The 18467-nt window shown below is 51.3% G+C and carries 1 protein-coding gene and 1 pseudogene; both read right to left on the bottom strand.

All coding sequences use genetic code 11. The annotated features are described in order from the left end of the window. Positions 1-12 precede the first annotated feature (12 nt). Positions 13-10789: pseudogene (locus ACXN9U_RS05315) on the bottom strand (non-ribosomal peptide synthetase). 25 nt (positions 10790-10814) lie between these two features. Continuing rightward, positions 10815-18461 (bottom strand): amino acid adenylation domain-containing protein, encoded by a 7647-nt coding sequence (locus ACXN9U_RS05310; protein ID WP_489202259.1) that lies wholly within the window; start codon positions 18459-18461, stop codon positions 10815-10817. Positions 18462-18467 lie beyond the last annotated feature (6 nt).

Genomic DNA, 18467 nt, shown 5'->3' with positions numbered 1-18467 from the left:
CTCCCGCTCGGTTTAGTGGAAGCTGAGTAAGTCGGCAATATCCTGCAATGCTTCCTCAGTCAGCTCCCGATCATCAAAGTCACTGACGGTTTTCTCCGTATCGGTTTTACTGAGGCAATGTTCCGACAGTTTCAGGAGAAAATACCGGCAGCTTTCGGACAGCCGTTCGATCGTATCCTGCCGGAAGCGTCCCGTTTCATAGGAAATGCTGACGGTCATCCGGCCTTTTGCCGCAATCGCGCTGATTTCAAGTGACTGCTCCCGTTTCCATGTATCCGTCACATCATCTCCGCTGCCCAAAGGAGAAAACTGAAACGCGTCAAGCTGTTCCGTTTCTGCCGGATTCCCGCCGGGCGCATAGAATTGTCCGAGATAGTTAAAGCTGATCTCCGGTGCTTTCCCGAAAGTCATCCCGGCAAGCTTCGGCGGTGTCAAATATTTAAGGACGCCGTATCCGTTCCCTTTATCCGGAATGCGCCGCAATGTGTCTTTGACGGTTTTTAATGTGCGAATTTCATATTCTTCAAGAGGTTCATAAGCTCCCGCCCGGAAAAGCACCGGATAAATGGAAGTGAACCACCCCACCGTTCTGCTGATGTCCGCACCGCCCTGCTCCGATTGGCGTCCGTGTCCTTCAAGGGCGATTTTCAAAGCGTGCCGCGGTGACCATTTCTGAACAGCGAGCACGGCGGAAGCCAAAAGCACATCTTGCGTATCCGTATTGTAGGCGCTGTGCACATCTTTCAACAGCGCACTTGTTTCACTTTCTGTTAATGTGAAAGATACCGTGTTCCGTTTTTCCGCAGAAGTTTGAGATCGTTCTGCCTGCTCACAAGGGAGACTTTCTGTTTCATAGTGTTCTATCTCCCGCCAATACTCCGCCTGCTGAAGCAGCTGACGGCTTTCAGCATAATCTCCTAGATGCTCCGTATATGATTTGAATGACATGGTTTTCGGCGGAAGATTGATTTCTTTTCCGGAGATGGCCTGCTCATAGGCAGAAGCCAAGTCTTCCAATAAAATCCTCCATGACATCCCGTCAACGGCTAGATGATGGACGGTAAGAAACAAGTAATCTTCTGCTTCAGAGCGGAACAGCCCCGCCTGTACAAGCGGCCCGTTCTCCAAATCCATGTTTCTCTGAAGCTCTGCGACGCGGCGTTTTATAAAACGTTCCTTTTCATCCTCATCGCCTGCCGCTTCCAAAATAGTCAGGCTGTAGAGCTGCTCATCTGGGAGGCCAGCCGGTCTGTTGAAGAGGAAAAGGCCTTTCTCTCCGTCTTTTTTGCACACAAGACGCAAGGCATCATGATGAACGGTAATGGCTTTTAACGTCTTCCTCAAAGCCTCTTCATCAATTGCATTTGTTCTCGTCAGCATAACGGACTGGTTAAAATGGTTTGCTTCCTTCATGTCCTGTGCGAAGAACCATTTTTGAACAGGCGACCACTTCACTTCTCCTTCTGCGGGAGCTTGGCTGACCGGCTGCCGCTCTGTACGGACATAAGGCGCCAGTTCTTTAATTGTCGGCCGGCTGAAAATATCTTTTACAGCGATCTGTTTTCCTGTCTGGTGTAATCGGGCTGAGACTTGCAGGGCTTTGATGGAATCGCCGCCAAGCTCAAAAAATGATTGATCCGCTGCAATGTTTTCAGTTCCGAGCACGTCGCTCCAAATCGCGGCCAATTCCTTTTCAATGGAGCTGGCAGGTTCTGTAAACATCTGTCCCGTTTGCATTTTTTTCCGCGGCTCAGGAAGCGCGCGGCGGTCAAGCTTCCCGTTCGGTGTGACCGGCAGGGCCTCAAGGGTTTCAAAGAGCGCCGGCACCATATAAGCGGGCATTTCATTTCTGAGCGCCTGCTTCACCGTTTCGCTTTCTGTTCCTTCTTCTGTCACGATATAAGCGCATAGTTCCGTTTGGCCTGCTGACGCGGGCAGAGCAGTGACGGCGGCTTCTTTGACACCTTTTATGCCTGTTAAGGCGGCCTCAATTTCTTGCAGCTCCACCCGGTAGCCTCTGATTTTGACTTGCTCGTCCATTCGGCCGATATATTGCAGCGTGCCGTCCGGCAGCCATTTTGCCAGATCGCCCGTGCGGTACATGCGCCGGTTCTTGTGGAACGGGTCTTGGACAAAGGCTTGAGCTGTTTGTTGAGGAAGATTGCGGTACCCTCTTGCAAGGCCGGAACCTGAGATGCAAAGTTCCCCTGTTACACCGATCGGCTGCAGATGATCCCCGTTTAAAATATAAACGTGTGAATGATCAATCGGCCGGCCGATCGTAATCTCCTCATTTTGTTCTATATGTCTTGCCGCTGCAGTGGCGACGCTGTTTTCCGTCGGACCGTACTCGTTGGCAAGTTCCGTGTGAGGACAAACCGATAAACTGCGGCTGATCATGTTTTGATCGACCGCTTCTCCCGCTAATGTGACAATCCGGAGAGACTCGGCATCTCCCGGCTCCAGTACGTCAAGCAGTGTACGGTACAGCACGGGAACAATAATCATGTGAGTAATGCGGCAAGAAGCGAGATAGTGTTTAATGGCCAGAATATCTTTTGCTTCGTCTTCAGCTAAAACGGCCACTTTCGCGCCGGAAATCAGCGGTGTGAACATACTTGTTACAAATCCGTCAAAGGAAAATGAAAAGAGCTGAAGAACCGTATCTTTCTCATTCAGATCATAAAATCCGCTCCGCCATTGAAGGGTCTGGCTGACGGATCGATGTTCGACCATAACCCCTTTCGGCCTGCCTGTCGTCCCTGACGTATAAATGATGTAAGCCAAATCCTCCGGCGCCGATAGTGACTGAACCGGTGAAGCGTCCTGTTCTTGTATATCTTCCAATGCGAGTACTTCACCTTTAAAACGATCAGGCACTTGATCTATCGCGCCCCGTACGGTAAGAAGAATCGCTGCGCCGCTGTCTGAGGTGATATATTGCTTCCGTTCCTCCGGATATTCAGGATCTATCGGGACGTAGGCGCCTCCGGCTTTCCAAACTCCGAAGACTGCCGCTGCTTGTTCCGGCGATCTTGGTATCACAATGCCGACGGCTGCATCAGGTCCGATCTGCCGTTTTTGCAGAGCTCTGGCGATTTTATTCGACCATTCATCTAAATCTTTATATGTGACCAATGTTTCCCTGCTGATAAGGGCCGCAGCATCAGGTGTTTTTTGTGCCTGGGTGATGAACAGTTCATGAACTGTTTTTTCCGGCAGCTGTTTATCCGTCATGCCGTTAAAATCCGCAAGAATCCGGTTTCGTTCCGGTTCTGTCAGCATATTGATCTCCCGTAAAGAGGATTCCGGTTCACGGACAATGTGTTCAAGCATCGTCAAAAAGTGGGAAGCCCAGCGTTCCATCGTTTCTTTCCGGAATAAAGCCGCGGCATATTCAAACAGAAAATGTATCTGTCCCCCGCCTTCAGAAGCCTGCAAAGTGAAATCAAATTTGGAAACCGGACGGGACATGTCCGCAGGCTGAATATGCAAACCGTCCAGAAGCAATTCCTCATGCTCCATATTTTGTACGACAAGCATCGCATCAAACAGCGGATTGCGGCTTGTGTCCCGCTGCACGCCGAGCCGTTCCACAAGCTCTTCAAACGGATAGTCCTGATGCTCATACGCTTCCAGTGCGGCCTGGCGGACTTCCGCCAAGTAATCGGTAAACCGTTTGTCCCCCTTCGGCTCCGTTCTGATGGCGAGTGTATTGACGAACATCCCCAGAATCGGTTCAAGGTCTTTATGCGGGCGCCCGGCAATCGGCGAACCGACGATAATGTCTTCCTGTCCGCTCAACCGCGCGAGCAGCGTATTGTACGCGGCGAGAAGCACCATGTACAAAGTGGAGCCGTGATCGCGGGCGATGCGGTGAAGGCCGGATGCCGTTTCAGCGTCTAGCGTGCACGATACGTTGCCGCCCGCAAAGCTTCTGACGGCCGGACGAGGCTTATCAGCCGGAAGCTCAAGCACCGGAAGCTCTCCTTCAAGCCGCTTCAGCCAGTAGGCTTCCTGCTTCTGATATCCTTCCTTCTCCTGAAACGACCGCTGCCAGACGGCATAGTCTTTATATTGAAGACGCATCGGCGCAAGCGGGCGCCCTGCATACAGCTCTCCGAATTCTTTAATCAAGGTGTTGACGGACACACCGTCGGAAATAATGTGATGCATATCCGTTAATAAAAGATGGCGTTCATCCGATTCTTTCACGAGGGCCGCGCGAAAGAGCGGCACTTCATCCAGACAAAACGGCCGGACAAATGCGTCTGCTGACTCGGCTTCATCCAGCTGAAACGGCACGCTGTCATGGATGCGCTGCACCGGTTCGCCGTCAGGCCCCGTTTCAAAGGACGTTCTAAGCGATTCGTGCCGCTCCACAAGCTGCCGGAACGTCTCCTCCAGCCGGCCGCGGTCAAGCGGGCCCGTCAGTTCCAGCACAGCCGGCATATTGTAGCCGACACCGCCGTCTTCAAGCTGCTGGAGCACATACATCCGTTTCTGCGCTGAAGACACCGGATAAGTATCCTGTGTTTTCGCCGGCTGAATCGCTTCATACGGGCTCTCTTCGAGGTCCTGAATGACCGATGCCGAGCTCTTCCACCGTCGGCCGGGCGAAGATGTCCTGTAACGGCACCTGAACGCCGAACTCTTTGGCGATGCGGGAGACGAGAGCCGTCGCTTTTAACGAATGGCCGCCCCGCTCGAAAAAGTGGTCCCGGATGCCGACGGGGCCGTTTTTCAGCACCTCTTCCCAAAGGGCGCAAAGCTTCATTTCCGTGACGTTCCGCGGTGCGGTGTACGCCTGTCTGCCTGCCGCTCCGTCAGGAGCCGGCAGCGCGCGGCGGTCAAGCTTTCCGCTCGGTGTGACCGGCCACTCTCTCATCTCTATAAACTGAGCCGGCATCATGTAGGCCGGAAGGCGTGTCGCAAGCTCCGCCCGCACGTCATCGCTTCCCCGTCCTTCGATATAGGCGTAAAGCGCGGTCTCGCCGTGTTCGGTCCGGGCGGTGACCGCCGCCTCACGAATGCCGTCAATGCGCCGGATCGCCGCTTCGATTTCCCCCGGTTCAATCCGGTAGCCGCGGACTTTCACCTGTCCGTCTGAACGGCCGAGCCATTCGACAAGCCCGTCTTCTGTCCAGCGTGCGATATCGCCCGTCTGATACATGCGCTCTCCCGGATAAAACGGATCATCGAGAAAACGTTCAACCGTCAGCTCAGGCCGGTTCAAATAGCCCCGGGCCACCCCTGTCCCCGCGATGTGCAGTTCTCCGATACATCCCGGCGGGAGAAGCCGTTTCTTTTGATTTAAAATATACAGCCGCATGTTATGTCCTGAAATGCCGATCGGAACATTGTGAAATTCACTTCCTCGCCGTAAATCAAAGTACGAGGCTTCCACAGTCGCTTCTGTCGGTCCGTAGGAATTTGTCAATTCCGTTTTCGGCAGAAGGTCATAAAAACGGGAAACCAGGTGTGGGCCCAATTGTTCGCCGCCGGCAAAAATCCTTTTTAAGCTGGTCTTTTTGACGGACTGTTTTCTGGAATTTATATATTCCAAGAACGCATGAAGCATAGAAGGCACAAAATGGGCCGCCGTTATGCGGTTATTCTCCAGTGCGTTCAGTATTATTTCAGGGTCTTTCTCGCCGCCTTGCGGAAGAAGGAAAACAGAAGCTCCCGCGATCGGCCACCAAAACAGCTCCCAAATCGAAGCATCGAAAGAGTATGATGTTTTATGCAAAATGATGTCAGAATCACTTAATCCATAACGCGTTTGCAGCGAGTATAAAAAGTTTACGGCTGACTGATGTTCAACCTGCACGCCTTTTGGGCGTCCGGTAGAACCGGATGTGTAGATAATATAAGCCAATGAATCGGATTTTACGGGAACATTCGGGTTGGCCGCGGCTTCCGGGTTTCCTGTTTGCCCGCTTTTCAGCGATATGATCTCTCCATCAAAAAGATCTGCGGCCGAAAGTTCCGGTTCCGCAAGTAAAAACCTTACGCCGCTGTCTTTCAGTAAAAAGCGAATCCGCTCTTTCGGGTAATCTGGATCAATCGGCAGATATGCACCGCCTGCTTTTAAGATGGCGTAAATGCCGATCAGCATGTCAGGAGAACGCCGGCCCATGATGGCGGTTTTATCCTCCAGCCTTATCCCCCGCTTTATCAGCTGGTGCGCAAGCTCATTTGCCCTTTCGTTCAGCTCTTGATACGTAATCGAAATGTCGTCAGTTAAAATTGCCGGACGGTCCGGCGTTTTCTCCGCCCGCTGTTCCAGCAGAGCATGAAGAGGCTGCTCAAGCGGAAACGCTGTTTTCTGCAAGGGGCTGAAATCGTGAAGCAGGGACATTTCTTCTTTTTCTGATAAGACGGAAATATCGTCTAATTCCAATCCCGGATCAGCAGCGGCGTTTTCGGAAAGTGTCGCAAAAAATCCCGCCCATTTTTGAATCGTTTTTCTCTCAAACAAATCAGTACTGTATTCAAACTGGCAGTACAATTCACCAGCGTTTTCCGAGATGTACAGCGACATATCAAATTTAGAAATCGGCAGGCTGATGTCTGCCGGCTGCAGTTCAAGCCCGTCTGCCCTAAGCTTTTGCTGTTCCATGTTCTGCAGCGCAAATGTTGTATCGAACAGCGGATTTCGGGACATATCCCGCGGCACACCGAGCTTATCGACGAGTTCCTCCAACGGATAATCCTGATGTTCGTAGGCCTCAAGCGCCGTTTGGCGAATCTCCTGTAAATAATCTTTAAATGTCATGCTTCCTTCGGGACGCGTCCTGAAAGGAAGCGTATTGACAAACATGCCCAGAACGCTATCAAGATCGGCATGAGGCCTTCCCGCAATCGGAGACCCGACAATCATATCTTCCTGTCCGCTTAAACGGGCTAACAGAACGGTGTACACACCGAGCAGTGTCATATACAGTGTGCATTTGTTTTCTTTCGCCAGCTTTTTCAACTGTGCTGTATGTTTTTCGCTGATGACAAATGACACCCGGTCACCGGAAAAGCTCCGCACTGGCGGACGCGGCTTATCAGCCGGCAATTCAAGTACGGGAAGCACCCCGGCAAGACGGTTCAGCCAGTACTCCTCTTGTTTTTTGTATGCGGCGCCGGCCATAAATGATTGCTGCCAAACGGCATAATCTTTGTATTGAATCCGTAACGGAGGCAGACTTCTCCCAGCATACAGTTCACTGAATTCACGTATCAAAAGATTGACGGATACGCCGTCTGAAATAATATGATGCATGTCAGCTAAAAGCAGGTGCCGGTCTTTTTCAATTCGGACAAATCCGGCCCGGAAAAGAGGTACTTTGCCGAGGTCGAACGGCCGGATAAACGCTTCGGCTGATTGTTCTTTTGTAAATGCAAACGGCACGTCATCATGAATCCTCTGCACAGGCAGGCCGTTTTTTTCTTCAAAGGACGTTCTGAGCGGTTCATGCCGCCGGATCAGTTCCTTGAACACGGCTTCCATCCTGTCTCGGTCAAACGGCCCCTTCACCTCTAAAACGGCTGGAATGTTATAGCTGACCCCTCCATTTTCAAGCTGGTGAAGGACGTACATCCGTTTTTGTGCGGATGAGACAGGATAGGTTTCTTTCGTTTCTGTTTTTTCTATAGATGCGAACGGATTCTCTTCTGCTTCGCTGATGATATTGGCGAGTTCTTCTACGGTCGGATGGCTGAAGACATCGCTCAGCGGAATTTGCACGCTGCACTCTTTGGCTATTTTTGCCACGAGCGCCGTCGCCTTTAATGAATGGCCGCCAAGCTCGAAAAAGTGATCGTGAACACCGATCGGGCCGCTCTGAAGCACTTCTTCCCATATCCGGGTAAGTTTCAGCTCCGTCACATTCCGGGGAGCCGTGTATTGACGGCCTGCGGCGTACCCCGAAGCTTCCGGAAGGGCACGCTGGTCGACTTTTCCGTTTGCAGTGAGCGGAATCGTGTCAACAAAAGCCCATTTAACCGGAATCATATAATCAGGCAGTTCTTTCGCCAAATCGCTCCGCAGCTGAGAAGGATCTGTCGCTTGTGAGACGCTGCAGTAGGCGCATAATTCATTTTCGCCCGACTCATTCGTTTGAATCAGTACGGCAGCTTCTTTCACGGCATGATGATTTGCCAGGACGGTTTCAATTTCTTTCGGTTCAATCCGGTACCCTCTGATCTTCACTTGATCATCTGTCCGGCCGATGTATTCAATTTGACCGTCCGCACGCAGTCTTGCCAAATCTCCGGTCCGGTACATGACGGCGCCCTTTCTGAACGGATCCGGCAAAAATTTCTCTTCGGTGAGCGCCGGATTGTTCACATAGCCTCTTCCTGTATTCGCTCCGGAAATATACAATTCTCCCGCAATTCCGAGAGGCTGAAGCTGTCTGTTTTGGCTGAGAATATACATCTTGTTATGATGGATCGGTTTCCCGATCGGCGGATGTTCAGGTATGTCATCTCCCGCAGAAATCGTATACGTTGAAACCACATGGGTTTCTGACGGGCCGTAATGATTATGCAAATGCATACCGTGTAAACGGAGCGTCTGCCTGAACAACCGCGAGACGGTCAGCTGCTCTCCGGCCGTAATGACATGCTTCACACAGCGGGGAAAAGACTGTGCATAATCTTCTTCATTGAAAAGCATTTTGACAAAGGCAGTCGGGAAAAATACCACTTCTGCTTTATGCTGATCGATAAACGAATACAACTGAGAAACATCTCGTTTGATTGATTCCGGCACGATACAAAGAGTGCCGCCGCTCAAGAATACTGAAAATAACTCCTGGTAGCAGACGTCAAATGCCACAGATGCGTACTGCAGCACATTGGTGCAAAAATCAATGTCTGTGTTCGTCAACTGGTGAGAAAGCAGGTTGGCCATATTTTTATGTTCAAGCAGCACACCCTTCGGTTTCCCTGTCGTTCCGGATGTATAAATCATATAAAGCAGATCGTCCGCTGTATTAATGGATTGCACATTGCTTCCGTCCGCTTCTGTCCCGGCTTCTTCTATGTATGTAACTTGCAGCATTTGTTCTGCGGGAACTGACTGATGCCGCTCTGTTACAACATGGACGCAGCCGCTGTTTTCAATGATATAGCGGATACGCTCCTTTGGACTGCCGGGATCTATCGGGACAAAGGCGCCGCCCGCTTTTAAAAGACCGAGAACGGCCGCCGCTAAAGAAGGGGAACGGCAGAGCATGACGCCTACCGGCTCCTCCCGCTTTAATCCGCGATTTTGCAGCAGACGGGCCAGCTTATTAGCCGATTCGTTCAGCTCTTTGTACGTCACTGACTCGCCTTCATACTTGATCGCGATTTGATCCGGCGTTTGTGCGGCCTGCCGTTCAAACATCGCATGAATCGTGTCATATTCAGGCTTTTCGGTTTCTTCAGAAATTGGAGCAAGAAGCTGCTCTTTTTCCTCAGGAGTTATGATTACAAGGTTATCCGGCGTAATATCAGGTTTGTCGAGAATCTGGGAAACGATATGTGTCAAATGACCTTTGATATTTTCGATAAATTGGCGGTCATACACGCTTGAATCGTATCTCATTTTCAAATGAATCTCGTCACCCGGCGCCACCATTAGATAAAAACTGTAATTGGTTTCGTCTTCCATGCTGAAATCATGGATGCGGAAAAGATCTTTCGTATCTCCCTCGCTGTTCAGCACGTCAAGCTCTTGTTCAACCGGATAATTCTCAAAGACGAGAATATGGTCAATTAAGCCTTGTTTTACTTGTGAATTCGCTTGTATGTCATAAAGCGGATGGTAGCTGTACGCCTGCCCTTTCAAAACATCCTTTTGTACGTTTTTGATCAGTTTTTGAAACGGGATGTCCGCTCCGCTGATCCGGACAGGGACGGTGTTAATGAACAGGCCGATCATTCGCTCGATGCCTTCGATTTCAGACGGCCTTCCGGAAATGACAGAACCAAAAACCGCATCCTCTGTCTGATTGTACGCCTGGAGCAAAATGCCCCAGAGCGTGTGGAAAATGGTGCTCAGTGTGACCTCTTCTTTCACGGCCAGCTCTTTCAGCTTGGCTGTGTCCCTTTTTGAAAAGGAAAACGTCACTTCCTCCTGTCTGCTGCCGCCGGCTTTTTTCTGTTTCGGCAGAACAGTCTGCTGCTCAAAGCCTTCAAGGTATCGCTCCCAGTACGAAGCTGCTTTTTCTTTATCTTGCTCCATCAGCCACTTGATATAGGTCCCGTACGGCACAGCGGGCTCAAGCGTTAACGGTGTTCGGCGGAGCCGCGAGGCGTATATCTGGAAGAACTCTTTCAGCACGATTCCGAGACACCAGCCATCCATAATGATGTGATGGAAGCTCCATATGCACGTGTATTCACGTTCTCCGGTTTGCAGCAGCGTCACCCGCATCAGCATGTCCTTTTGCAGATGAAATCCTTTCTCACGATCTCTTCGTTTGGCTTCTTCGATATACTTGGTTTGATCAGCCTTGTTTAAATTGGTGAGGTTTTCCTCAATGATGCTGACGTTCCGCTCTTTTAATACGACCTGCTGCGGAACGGACACGTTCTGGCTGATAAAGATCGTTCTGAAAATATCATGTCTTTCGAAAAGAACATGGACGCTCTCTTCAAACACGCGGGTGTCAACCTTCCCCGTGATTGAAAAGGAGGCCTGTTCGGCGTAAGCCTGTGATTCCTTTTGCAGGAGGGAATGAAAAAGCATTCCTTCCTGCATATAAGACAGCGGATAAATATCCTGAATTGCATTCTTTTTTGTCATGTTATGATCTCCCCGTCGCCTTTTTCTACAGTTCTTCGACAAAACTCGCTATGCTGTCCAAATCATCAGATGTTAACGTTTTGCTGCTAAAATCACTAACGGTTTTTTCTGATTCTTCTTTGCCGGTGCAGTGCGCCATAATTCCACGCAAATATTGTTGTAAGGTTTGCAGCAGCTGTTCCATCGTTTCTTTGCGAAAGCGGCTCGGCGGATAGCTCAAACTGAAGTGAAGCTTGTGCTGTGCAGCCATCGCGCTCATTTCCACCGCTTGTTCCCGCTGCCATGTCGGCGTAATGTCGTGCCCGCTCGCAAGACCGGATAAACTGAACGTGTGCTGATCTTCCGTATCATTGAATTGCCCTAAATAGTTAAAGCTGATTTCAGGCGCTTGTCCGAACCGAATTGTTTTTTGCTCGGGCGGTGTCATATATTTTAAAATGCCGTAGCCTATTCCTTTATCCGGTATTCTTCCGAGTGTGTCTTTTACTGTTTTTACCGCCGTCCCAAGTTCTGAACCGGCTGTATTCAAGTCAATGAGCACCGGATACATGGAAGTAAACCAGCCTACGGTGCGGCTGATGTCAAGCTCCGGCATGATATGCTCTCTTCCGTGCCCTTCCATCGCGATGCGGAGTCTGCCTCCTGTCCAGTCCCGTAAAGCCAAGGCTGCCGCAGTCAGAAGAATATCCTGCGTATCGGTATGGTAGGCCCGGTTGACCTGCTGCAGCAAAACGGACGTTTCTTCTTCTGAAAGCGTAAAGCTTACCGTTTGCCGAATACTGTCGGCTCCCGTCTGATGCAGCGGTTTTTCATAAGGAAGTGCGGCGGCGGTTTCTTCTTCAATAAAACGCCAATCGTCTTCTTCTCGCATCAGCTTGCTGCTTTTCGCGTATTCGGAAAGCCTTTCTGCGTACTGCTTAAAGGAATCAGTCTTTGGCGGAAGCTGAACCGGCTGACCTTTTACAGCTTGAGTGTAAGCGGCTGATAAATCCTCCAGCAAAATACGCCATGACACTCCGTCAACCGCCAAGTGATGGATGGTAATGAATAAATAATCCCCAGACCGGGTTTTGAACCAGCCGGCTTTTAATAACGGCCCTTTTTCAATATCCATCCGCTGTTGGAGTGCAGCCACTTCAGTTTCTATTTCTCTTTCCCGTGAATCCGTTTCAGACAGATCCCATATATCCAAGCTGTACAGTTCATCTTTTTGGATGCCGTGATTGATTTGTCTGTGACTTCCGTTTTCTGCACTGGCGGTGATCCGGAGTGCATCATGATGAATGACGAGATGCTGCAAAGCTTCTTTGAGCGGCTGTTTACGCAAAGCGTCCGAGCTGAACATCATGACGGACTGATTGAAATGATTTCTGTTTTCCATCCGCTGTGATAAAAACCAGTGCTGAACGGGGGTCCAAGGAATATCCCCTTCAACCGGCCGCTGATCGATGACTCTTTCCGCTTTCCGGATAAGAGGCGCGAGTTCCTTAATGGTCGGATGGCGGAACAAGTCACTTGCCGCCATTTTCCACCCATAGCGTCCGAGCCGCGCGGAAACTTGCAGCGCTTTGATTGAATCGCCGCCCAATTCAAAAAATGAGTCTTCAATTCCGACTTGCTTTGCGCCGAGCACTTCCTGCCAGATCACGGAAAGCTGTTCTTCAAGCTCAGTGCGGGGAGCTGTGTATACGGTTTGAAGCGCGAGCTCCGGTTCGGGCAGATTTTTCCGATCCAATTTACCGTTCGGCGTAAGCGGCAGCCTCTCAAGCTCCATCATATAGGACGGAACCATGTAATTCGGCAGGCGCTGAGAAAGTAAAGAACGCACTGTTTCTATGTTCATGTCCGCCTGCAGGCTCATGTATGCGATCAGTTCTTTATTGCCGGACTGTCCGGTTCTGACTGACACTGCGGCTTCTTTCACGCCGTCCAAGCTCCTCAGAGCGGCCTCGATCTCTCCCAGCTCCACCCGATAACCGCGGATTTTCACTTGATCATCCATCCGTCCGGCATACTCGATCGTTCCGTCCGGCAGCCAGCGGGCTAAATCTCCGGTGCGGTACATTCGTTCTCCGGGAACAAATGGATTAGGGACAAATTTTTCTTCCGTCAGCTCAGGACGTCCGAAATATCCTCTCGCCACACCGTCTCCGCCCGTGCATAATTCGCCGATGACGCCGATCGGCTGAGGTGTTCCCCTGCCGTTTATGATATACGCGGTTGAATTTCCGACAGGGCGCCCGATCGGGATCGAATGATCGTATGATTGTTCAATCAAAAAGCATGTCGAGAACGTTGTATTTTCAGTCGGCCCGTATCCATTCCATACTGCAAGATGCGGCAGTGCTCCACGAACCCGGTTGACATGGCTTGGGGACAGTGCTTCTCCGCCGATAATCAATCGTGATAATCCCGAAAACACATGTTCATTTTGTTCGGATAAATGGTTAAACAGAGACGATGTAAGCCAAAGTGTCGTTATACCGTTTTGCTGTATAAATGCATCCAAAACATCAGAATCGAGATAGGTTTCCTGGTCACTTACATGTAGAGAAGCACCGTTTAAAAGCGGGCCGAATATCTCAAATGTCGTGACGTCAAATCCTAATGATGAAGTAAACAACAGTCTGTCTTGCGGCGTGAAATCAATATAATTGCTATTTTTCACAAGGCGGATCACGCTTCGCTGTTCAACCATGACGCCTTTTGGCGCACCCGTCGACCCGGACGTATAAATCATGTAGGCCAATGATTCAGGTCCGCCGAGCGGTTCGGGATTAACTGCACTCAATCCAGCCTTTGTTTGAATATCCTCTATGAATAAACGTTTTCCTGAAAGCGGCAGACCGTCAACTTTATCAGATTGAAGGAGAATATCAGCTTTGCAGTCTTTAAGCATCCATTCAGCCCGTTCCCGCGGCACATCGTCAGCGATAGGCAAGTAGGCGCCCCCCGCTTTTAATATTCCAAGAATGCCGGAAACAAGCTCTGTTGTGCGGCCGGTTAATATTGCGACCACACTTTCCGGACCGGCGCCATTTGATCGGAGCGCCGCAGCAATTCTGTTAGCCCGTTCGTTCAGCTCTCTGTATGTCAAGGTTTGTCCGCGATATACAACTGCCTGGGCATCAGGGGTTTCTTCCGCCTGCCGCTCAAATAAACGGCTGATGGTTTCATGTTTAGGATAATCGCTTTTCGTCTGATTAAATTGATAAATGACGCGATTTGTTTCAGCATCATCCAGCACGTGAATGTCACCAAGCGGTATTGTTTGGTCTTCAATCACTTTCGTAAGAATACGGGTAAAATAAGAAAGCCATTTTTCGATTGTCTGTTTTTGATAGATATCTGCATTGAATTCAAAATCAAAGCTGATGGTGCCGTCAGACCCTTCTGCCGCATAAAGCGTGGCATCAAATTTTGCTGTTTTATGGCCGGTATCCGCAGCTTGAGTCAAATGCAGCTCATTTAAAACCAAGGATTCACGCTCCATATTCTGGAGCACAAACATCACGTCAAACAGCGGATTGCGGCTTGTGTCCCGCTGCACACCGAGCCGTTCCACAAGCTCTTCAAACGGATAGTCCTGATGCTCATACGCTTCCAGTGCGGCCTGACGGACTTCCGCCAAGTAATCGGTAAACCGTTTGTCCCCCTTCGGCTCCGTTCTGATGGCGAGCGTGTTGACGAACATCCCCAGAATCGGTTCAAGGTCTTTATGCGGGCGCCCGGCAATCGGCGAGCCGACGATAATGTCTTCCTGTCCGCTCAGGCGTGCGAGCAGCGTATTGTACGCGGCGAGAAGCACCATGTACAAAGTGGAGCCGTGATCGCGGGCGATGCGGTGAAGACCGGATGCCGTTTCAGCGTCAAGCGTGCACGATACGTTCCCGCCCGCAAAGCTTCTGACAGCCGGACGAGGCTTATCAGCCGGAAGCTCAAGCACCGGAAGCTCGCCTTCAAGCCGCTTCAGCCAGTAGGCTTCCTGCTTCTGATATCCTTCCTTCTCCTGAAACGACCGCTGCCAGACGGCATAGTCTTTATATTGAAGACGCATCGGTGCAAGCGGGCGGCCGGCGTACAGCTCGCCGAATTCTTTAATCAAGGTGTTGACGGACACACCATCGGAAATAATGTGATGCATATCCGTTAATAAAAGATGGCGTTCATCCGATTCTTTCACAAGGGCCGCCCGGAAGAGCGGCGCTTCAGCCAGACAAAACGGCCGGACGAACGCGTCTGCTGACTCAGCTTCATCCAGCTGAAACGGCACGCTGTCATGGATGCACTGCACCGGTTCGCCGTCAGGCCCCGTTTCAAAGGACGTTCTGAGCGACTCGTGCCGCTCCACAAGCTGCCGGAACGTCTCCTCCAGCCGGCCGCGGTCAAGCGGGCCCGTCAGTTCCAGCACTGCCGGCATATTGTAGCCGACACCGCCGTCTTCAAGCTGCTGGAGCACATACATCCGTTTCTGTGCTGAAGACACCGGATAGGTGTCCTGTATTTTCGCAGGCTGAATCGCTTCATACGGGCTCTCTTCGAGGTCCTGAATGACCGAAGCGAGCTCTTCCACCGTCGGCCGGGCGAAGATGTCCTGTAACGGCACCTGAACGCCGAACTCCTTGGCGATGCGGGAGACGAGAGCCGTCGCTTTTAACGAATGGCCGCCCCGCTCAAAAAAGTGGTCCCGAATGCCGACGGGGCCGTTTTTCAGCACCTCTTCCCAAAGGGCGCAAAGCTTCATTTCCGTGACGTTCCGCGGGGCGGTGTACGCCTGTCTGCCTGCCGCTCCGTCAGGAGCCGGCAGCGCGCGGCGGTCAAGCTTTCCGCTCGGTGTGACCGGCCACTCGCTCATCTCAATAAACTGAGCCGGCATCATGTAGGCCGGAAGGCGTGTCGCAAGTTCTGTCCGCACGTCATCGCTTTCCCGTCCTTCGATATAGGCGTAAAGCGCGGTTTCGCCGTGTTCGGTCCGGGCGGTGACCGCCGCCTCACGAATGCCGTCGATGCGCCGGATCGCCGCTTCGATCTCTCCTGGTTCAATCCGGTAGCCGCGGACTTTCACCTGTCCGTCTGAACGGCCGAGCCATTCGACAAGCCCGTCTTCTGTCCAGCGTGCGATATCGCCCGTCTGATACATGCGCTCTCCCGGATAAAACGGATCATCGAGAAAACGCTCCTCCGTCAGTTCAGGACGGTTCAAATAGCCCCGGGCCACCCCTGTCCCCGCGATGTACAGCTCTCCGGCAACGCCCGCAGGCTGAACGGTTCCCCCGCCGTCTAACACATAAAGACGGGCACCCGGAACGGGTTTTCCGATCGGAAGCCTTGTCCGTCCGCTGTCCCGTTTTCGGTCACAGACGTAAAACGCCGCATCAACCGTCGCTTCTGTCGGCCCGTAGCCGTGGATGAGCACGGTTTCCGGCAGAAGATCGGCAAAACGGGCAGCCGTCAGCGGTGAAAGAGCTTCCCCGCCGGCAAACACGCGTGTCAGGGTTTTGCCGAGGCGGATTCTTGTTTCCTCAGACTCTGTTTCCAGCGCGTCTAAAAAGCTGTTGACCATCGCCGGAATAAAATGCGCGGTCGTCACCTTTTCCGAGGCAAACGCTTCAATCATCTGCGCGGGATCTTTCTCCCATCCGGCCGGAAGCAGATACACGGAGGCGCCTGACATCATCCACCAAAACAATTGCCAGATGGAAGCGTCGAAAGAAAAAGATGATTTCAGCACGATTATATCCTCTTCCGTTAACGGAAACTGCCCTTGCATCCCGGATAAAAAGGCGGCGGCCTGACGGTGTTCAACAGCCACCCCCTTCGGTGTTCCCGTCGAACCGGACGTGTAAATAATATAAGCGAGCGAATCGGCATCCGCTTCTTCAGAGACAGCCCCTGTCTCCGTCTCACCTGTAAGGGCAGAAAGAGACACTTCTAGCGTCTCGCCGGAAAAACCGGGAACGGATAATCCCGACTGTTGAAGCAGGAGACAGGCGCCGCTGTCTTTGAGCATATAGCGAAGCCTGTCCTCAGGATATTCCGGGTCAAGCGGCACGTAGGCGCCGCCCGCTTTTAACACGGCAAGCACTGAAATCACCATCTCCGGCGAGCGTTCAGCGAGCACGCCGACCTTGCTTTCTTTGCGGACGCCTTTTTGGCGGAGCCGAACAGCGAGCCTGTCTGTATACCGGTCAAGCTCGGCGTACGTCAGCATACCGTCTGGGAAACGAAGCGCCGGACGGTGCGGAGAAAGCGCGGCGCGGCGGGTAAACAGCCCGTGCAGCGTCGGGGCCGGCGGTTCAGCCGCTTCTGTACGGTTAAACGCATCCAGCATATTTCTGGCTTCACACGCATCCAGCAATGCGATCTCGGAGGCGCTCATTTCAGGATCGGAAATGACTGATTTCATCATATGCCGTAAAAAGGTTTCAATCTTCTTCATAAAAACACAATCGTATATACCGGTATCAAAGTTTAAGCGGATATAAAGAGAACTTCCCGGAATCACTTTTACGCTGCATCCGTAGTTTGTGACTTCCTCCATCGTGAAATCCTCTACCGCAAAATCAAATGAACCGGCCTGACTCACATTTTCAATTTCACGCTGGGCCGGCACATTTTCAAACACGATAATATGGTCAAACAACGCCTGCTTCAGAGGGCTTTGCGCCTGAATGTCATACAGCGGATAATAGCTGTACGCTTCTGCTTGCAGCGTCTCCTGCTGCAAATGTCTGACGAGCTCCAGGAAGGAAAACGAACCGCTTTTTACCCGCACGGGAATCGTATTGATAAACAGCCCTACCATTTTTTCTACGCCCGCCAGATCCGACGGCCGGCCGGAAACGACAGAACCGAAAACGGCGTCTTCGCAGCGGCTGACTCGCTGCAGCAAAATGCCCCACAGTGCCTGAAACACCGTATTCAGCGTTGCCCCCGCCCTTGCCGCAATGTTCTTCAGCTCATTTGTCTGCTCTTCAGAAATAGTGAAAACAGCCTGCTCAAGCTCGCCGTTTGGTTCCGCGGATTTTTTCGGAAGAGACGCCGTTTGCTCAAGATCGGCAAGTCTCGTTTTCCAAAATGACTCGGCTTCTTTACGATCTTGCTTCATGAGCCATTTAATATACTTTCCATATGGCTGAACAGGCTCGAGAGACGGGAGCCGCCCGTCTCCGAGAGATTGATAGATCATCAGAAATTCCTTCATGACAATTCCGAAGCACCAGCCGTCCATGACGATATGATGGTGGCTCCAAATACAAACATAGCGTTCGGGCGCTTTTTTCAGAATGGAGACTCTCATGAGAGGGTCTGATTGCAAATCAAAGCCTTTATCTTTGTCTTCTTTACTGAAACGGTCGGCATACATGTCTTGCGCTTTTTCATCCAAATGAGAAATATCATGAAACTGAACGCGGCTCGGCCTGCTTTTTAACACGACTTGGCGGGGCTTCGCCACATTCTTATGAATAAACGTCGTACGGAAAATATCGTATCGTTCAAAAACAGCATCTATACTTTTTTGGAATCGTTCCCGGTCAAGCTGTCCGCTGATCGTAAACACTGCTTGTTCGAAGTAGGCTCTTGAGTCATGATCCAAAAGAGAATGAAAAAGCATGCCCTCCTGCATAAAAGATAAAGGATATATATCTTGTATTTCCGGTTGCTGCCCCATTGCGCC

The sequence above is a fragment of the Bacillus sp. BACIII genome, assembly GCF_057836745.1.
Note: the sequence above shows the minus strand (reverse complement) of the source record. Positions and strands in the feature narration are given on the sequence as shown.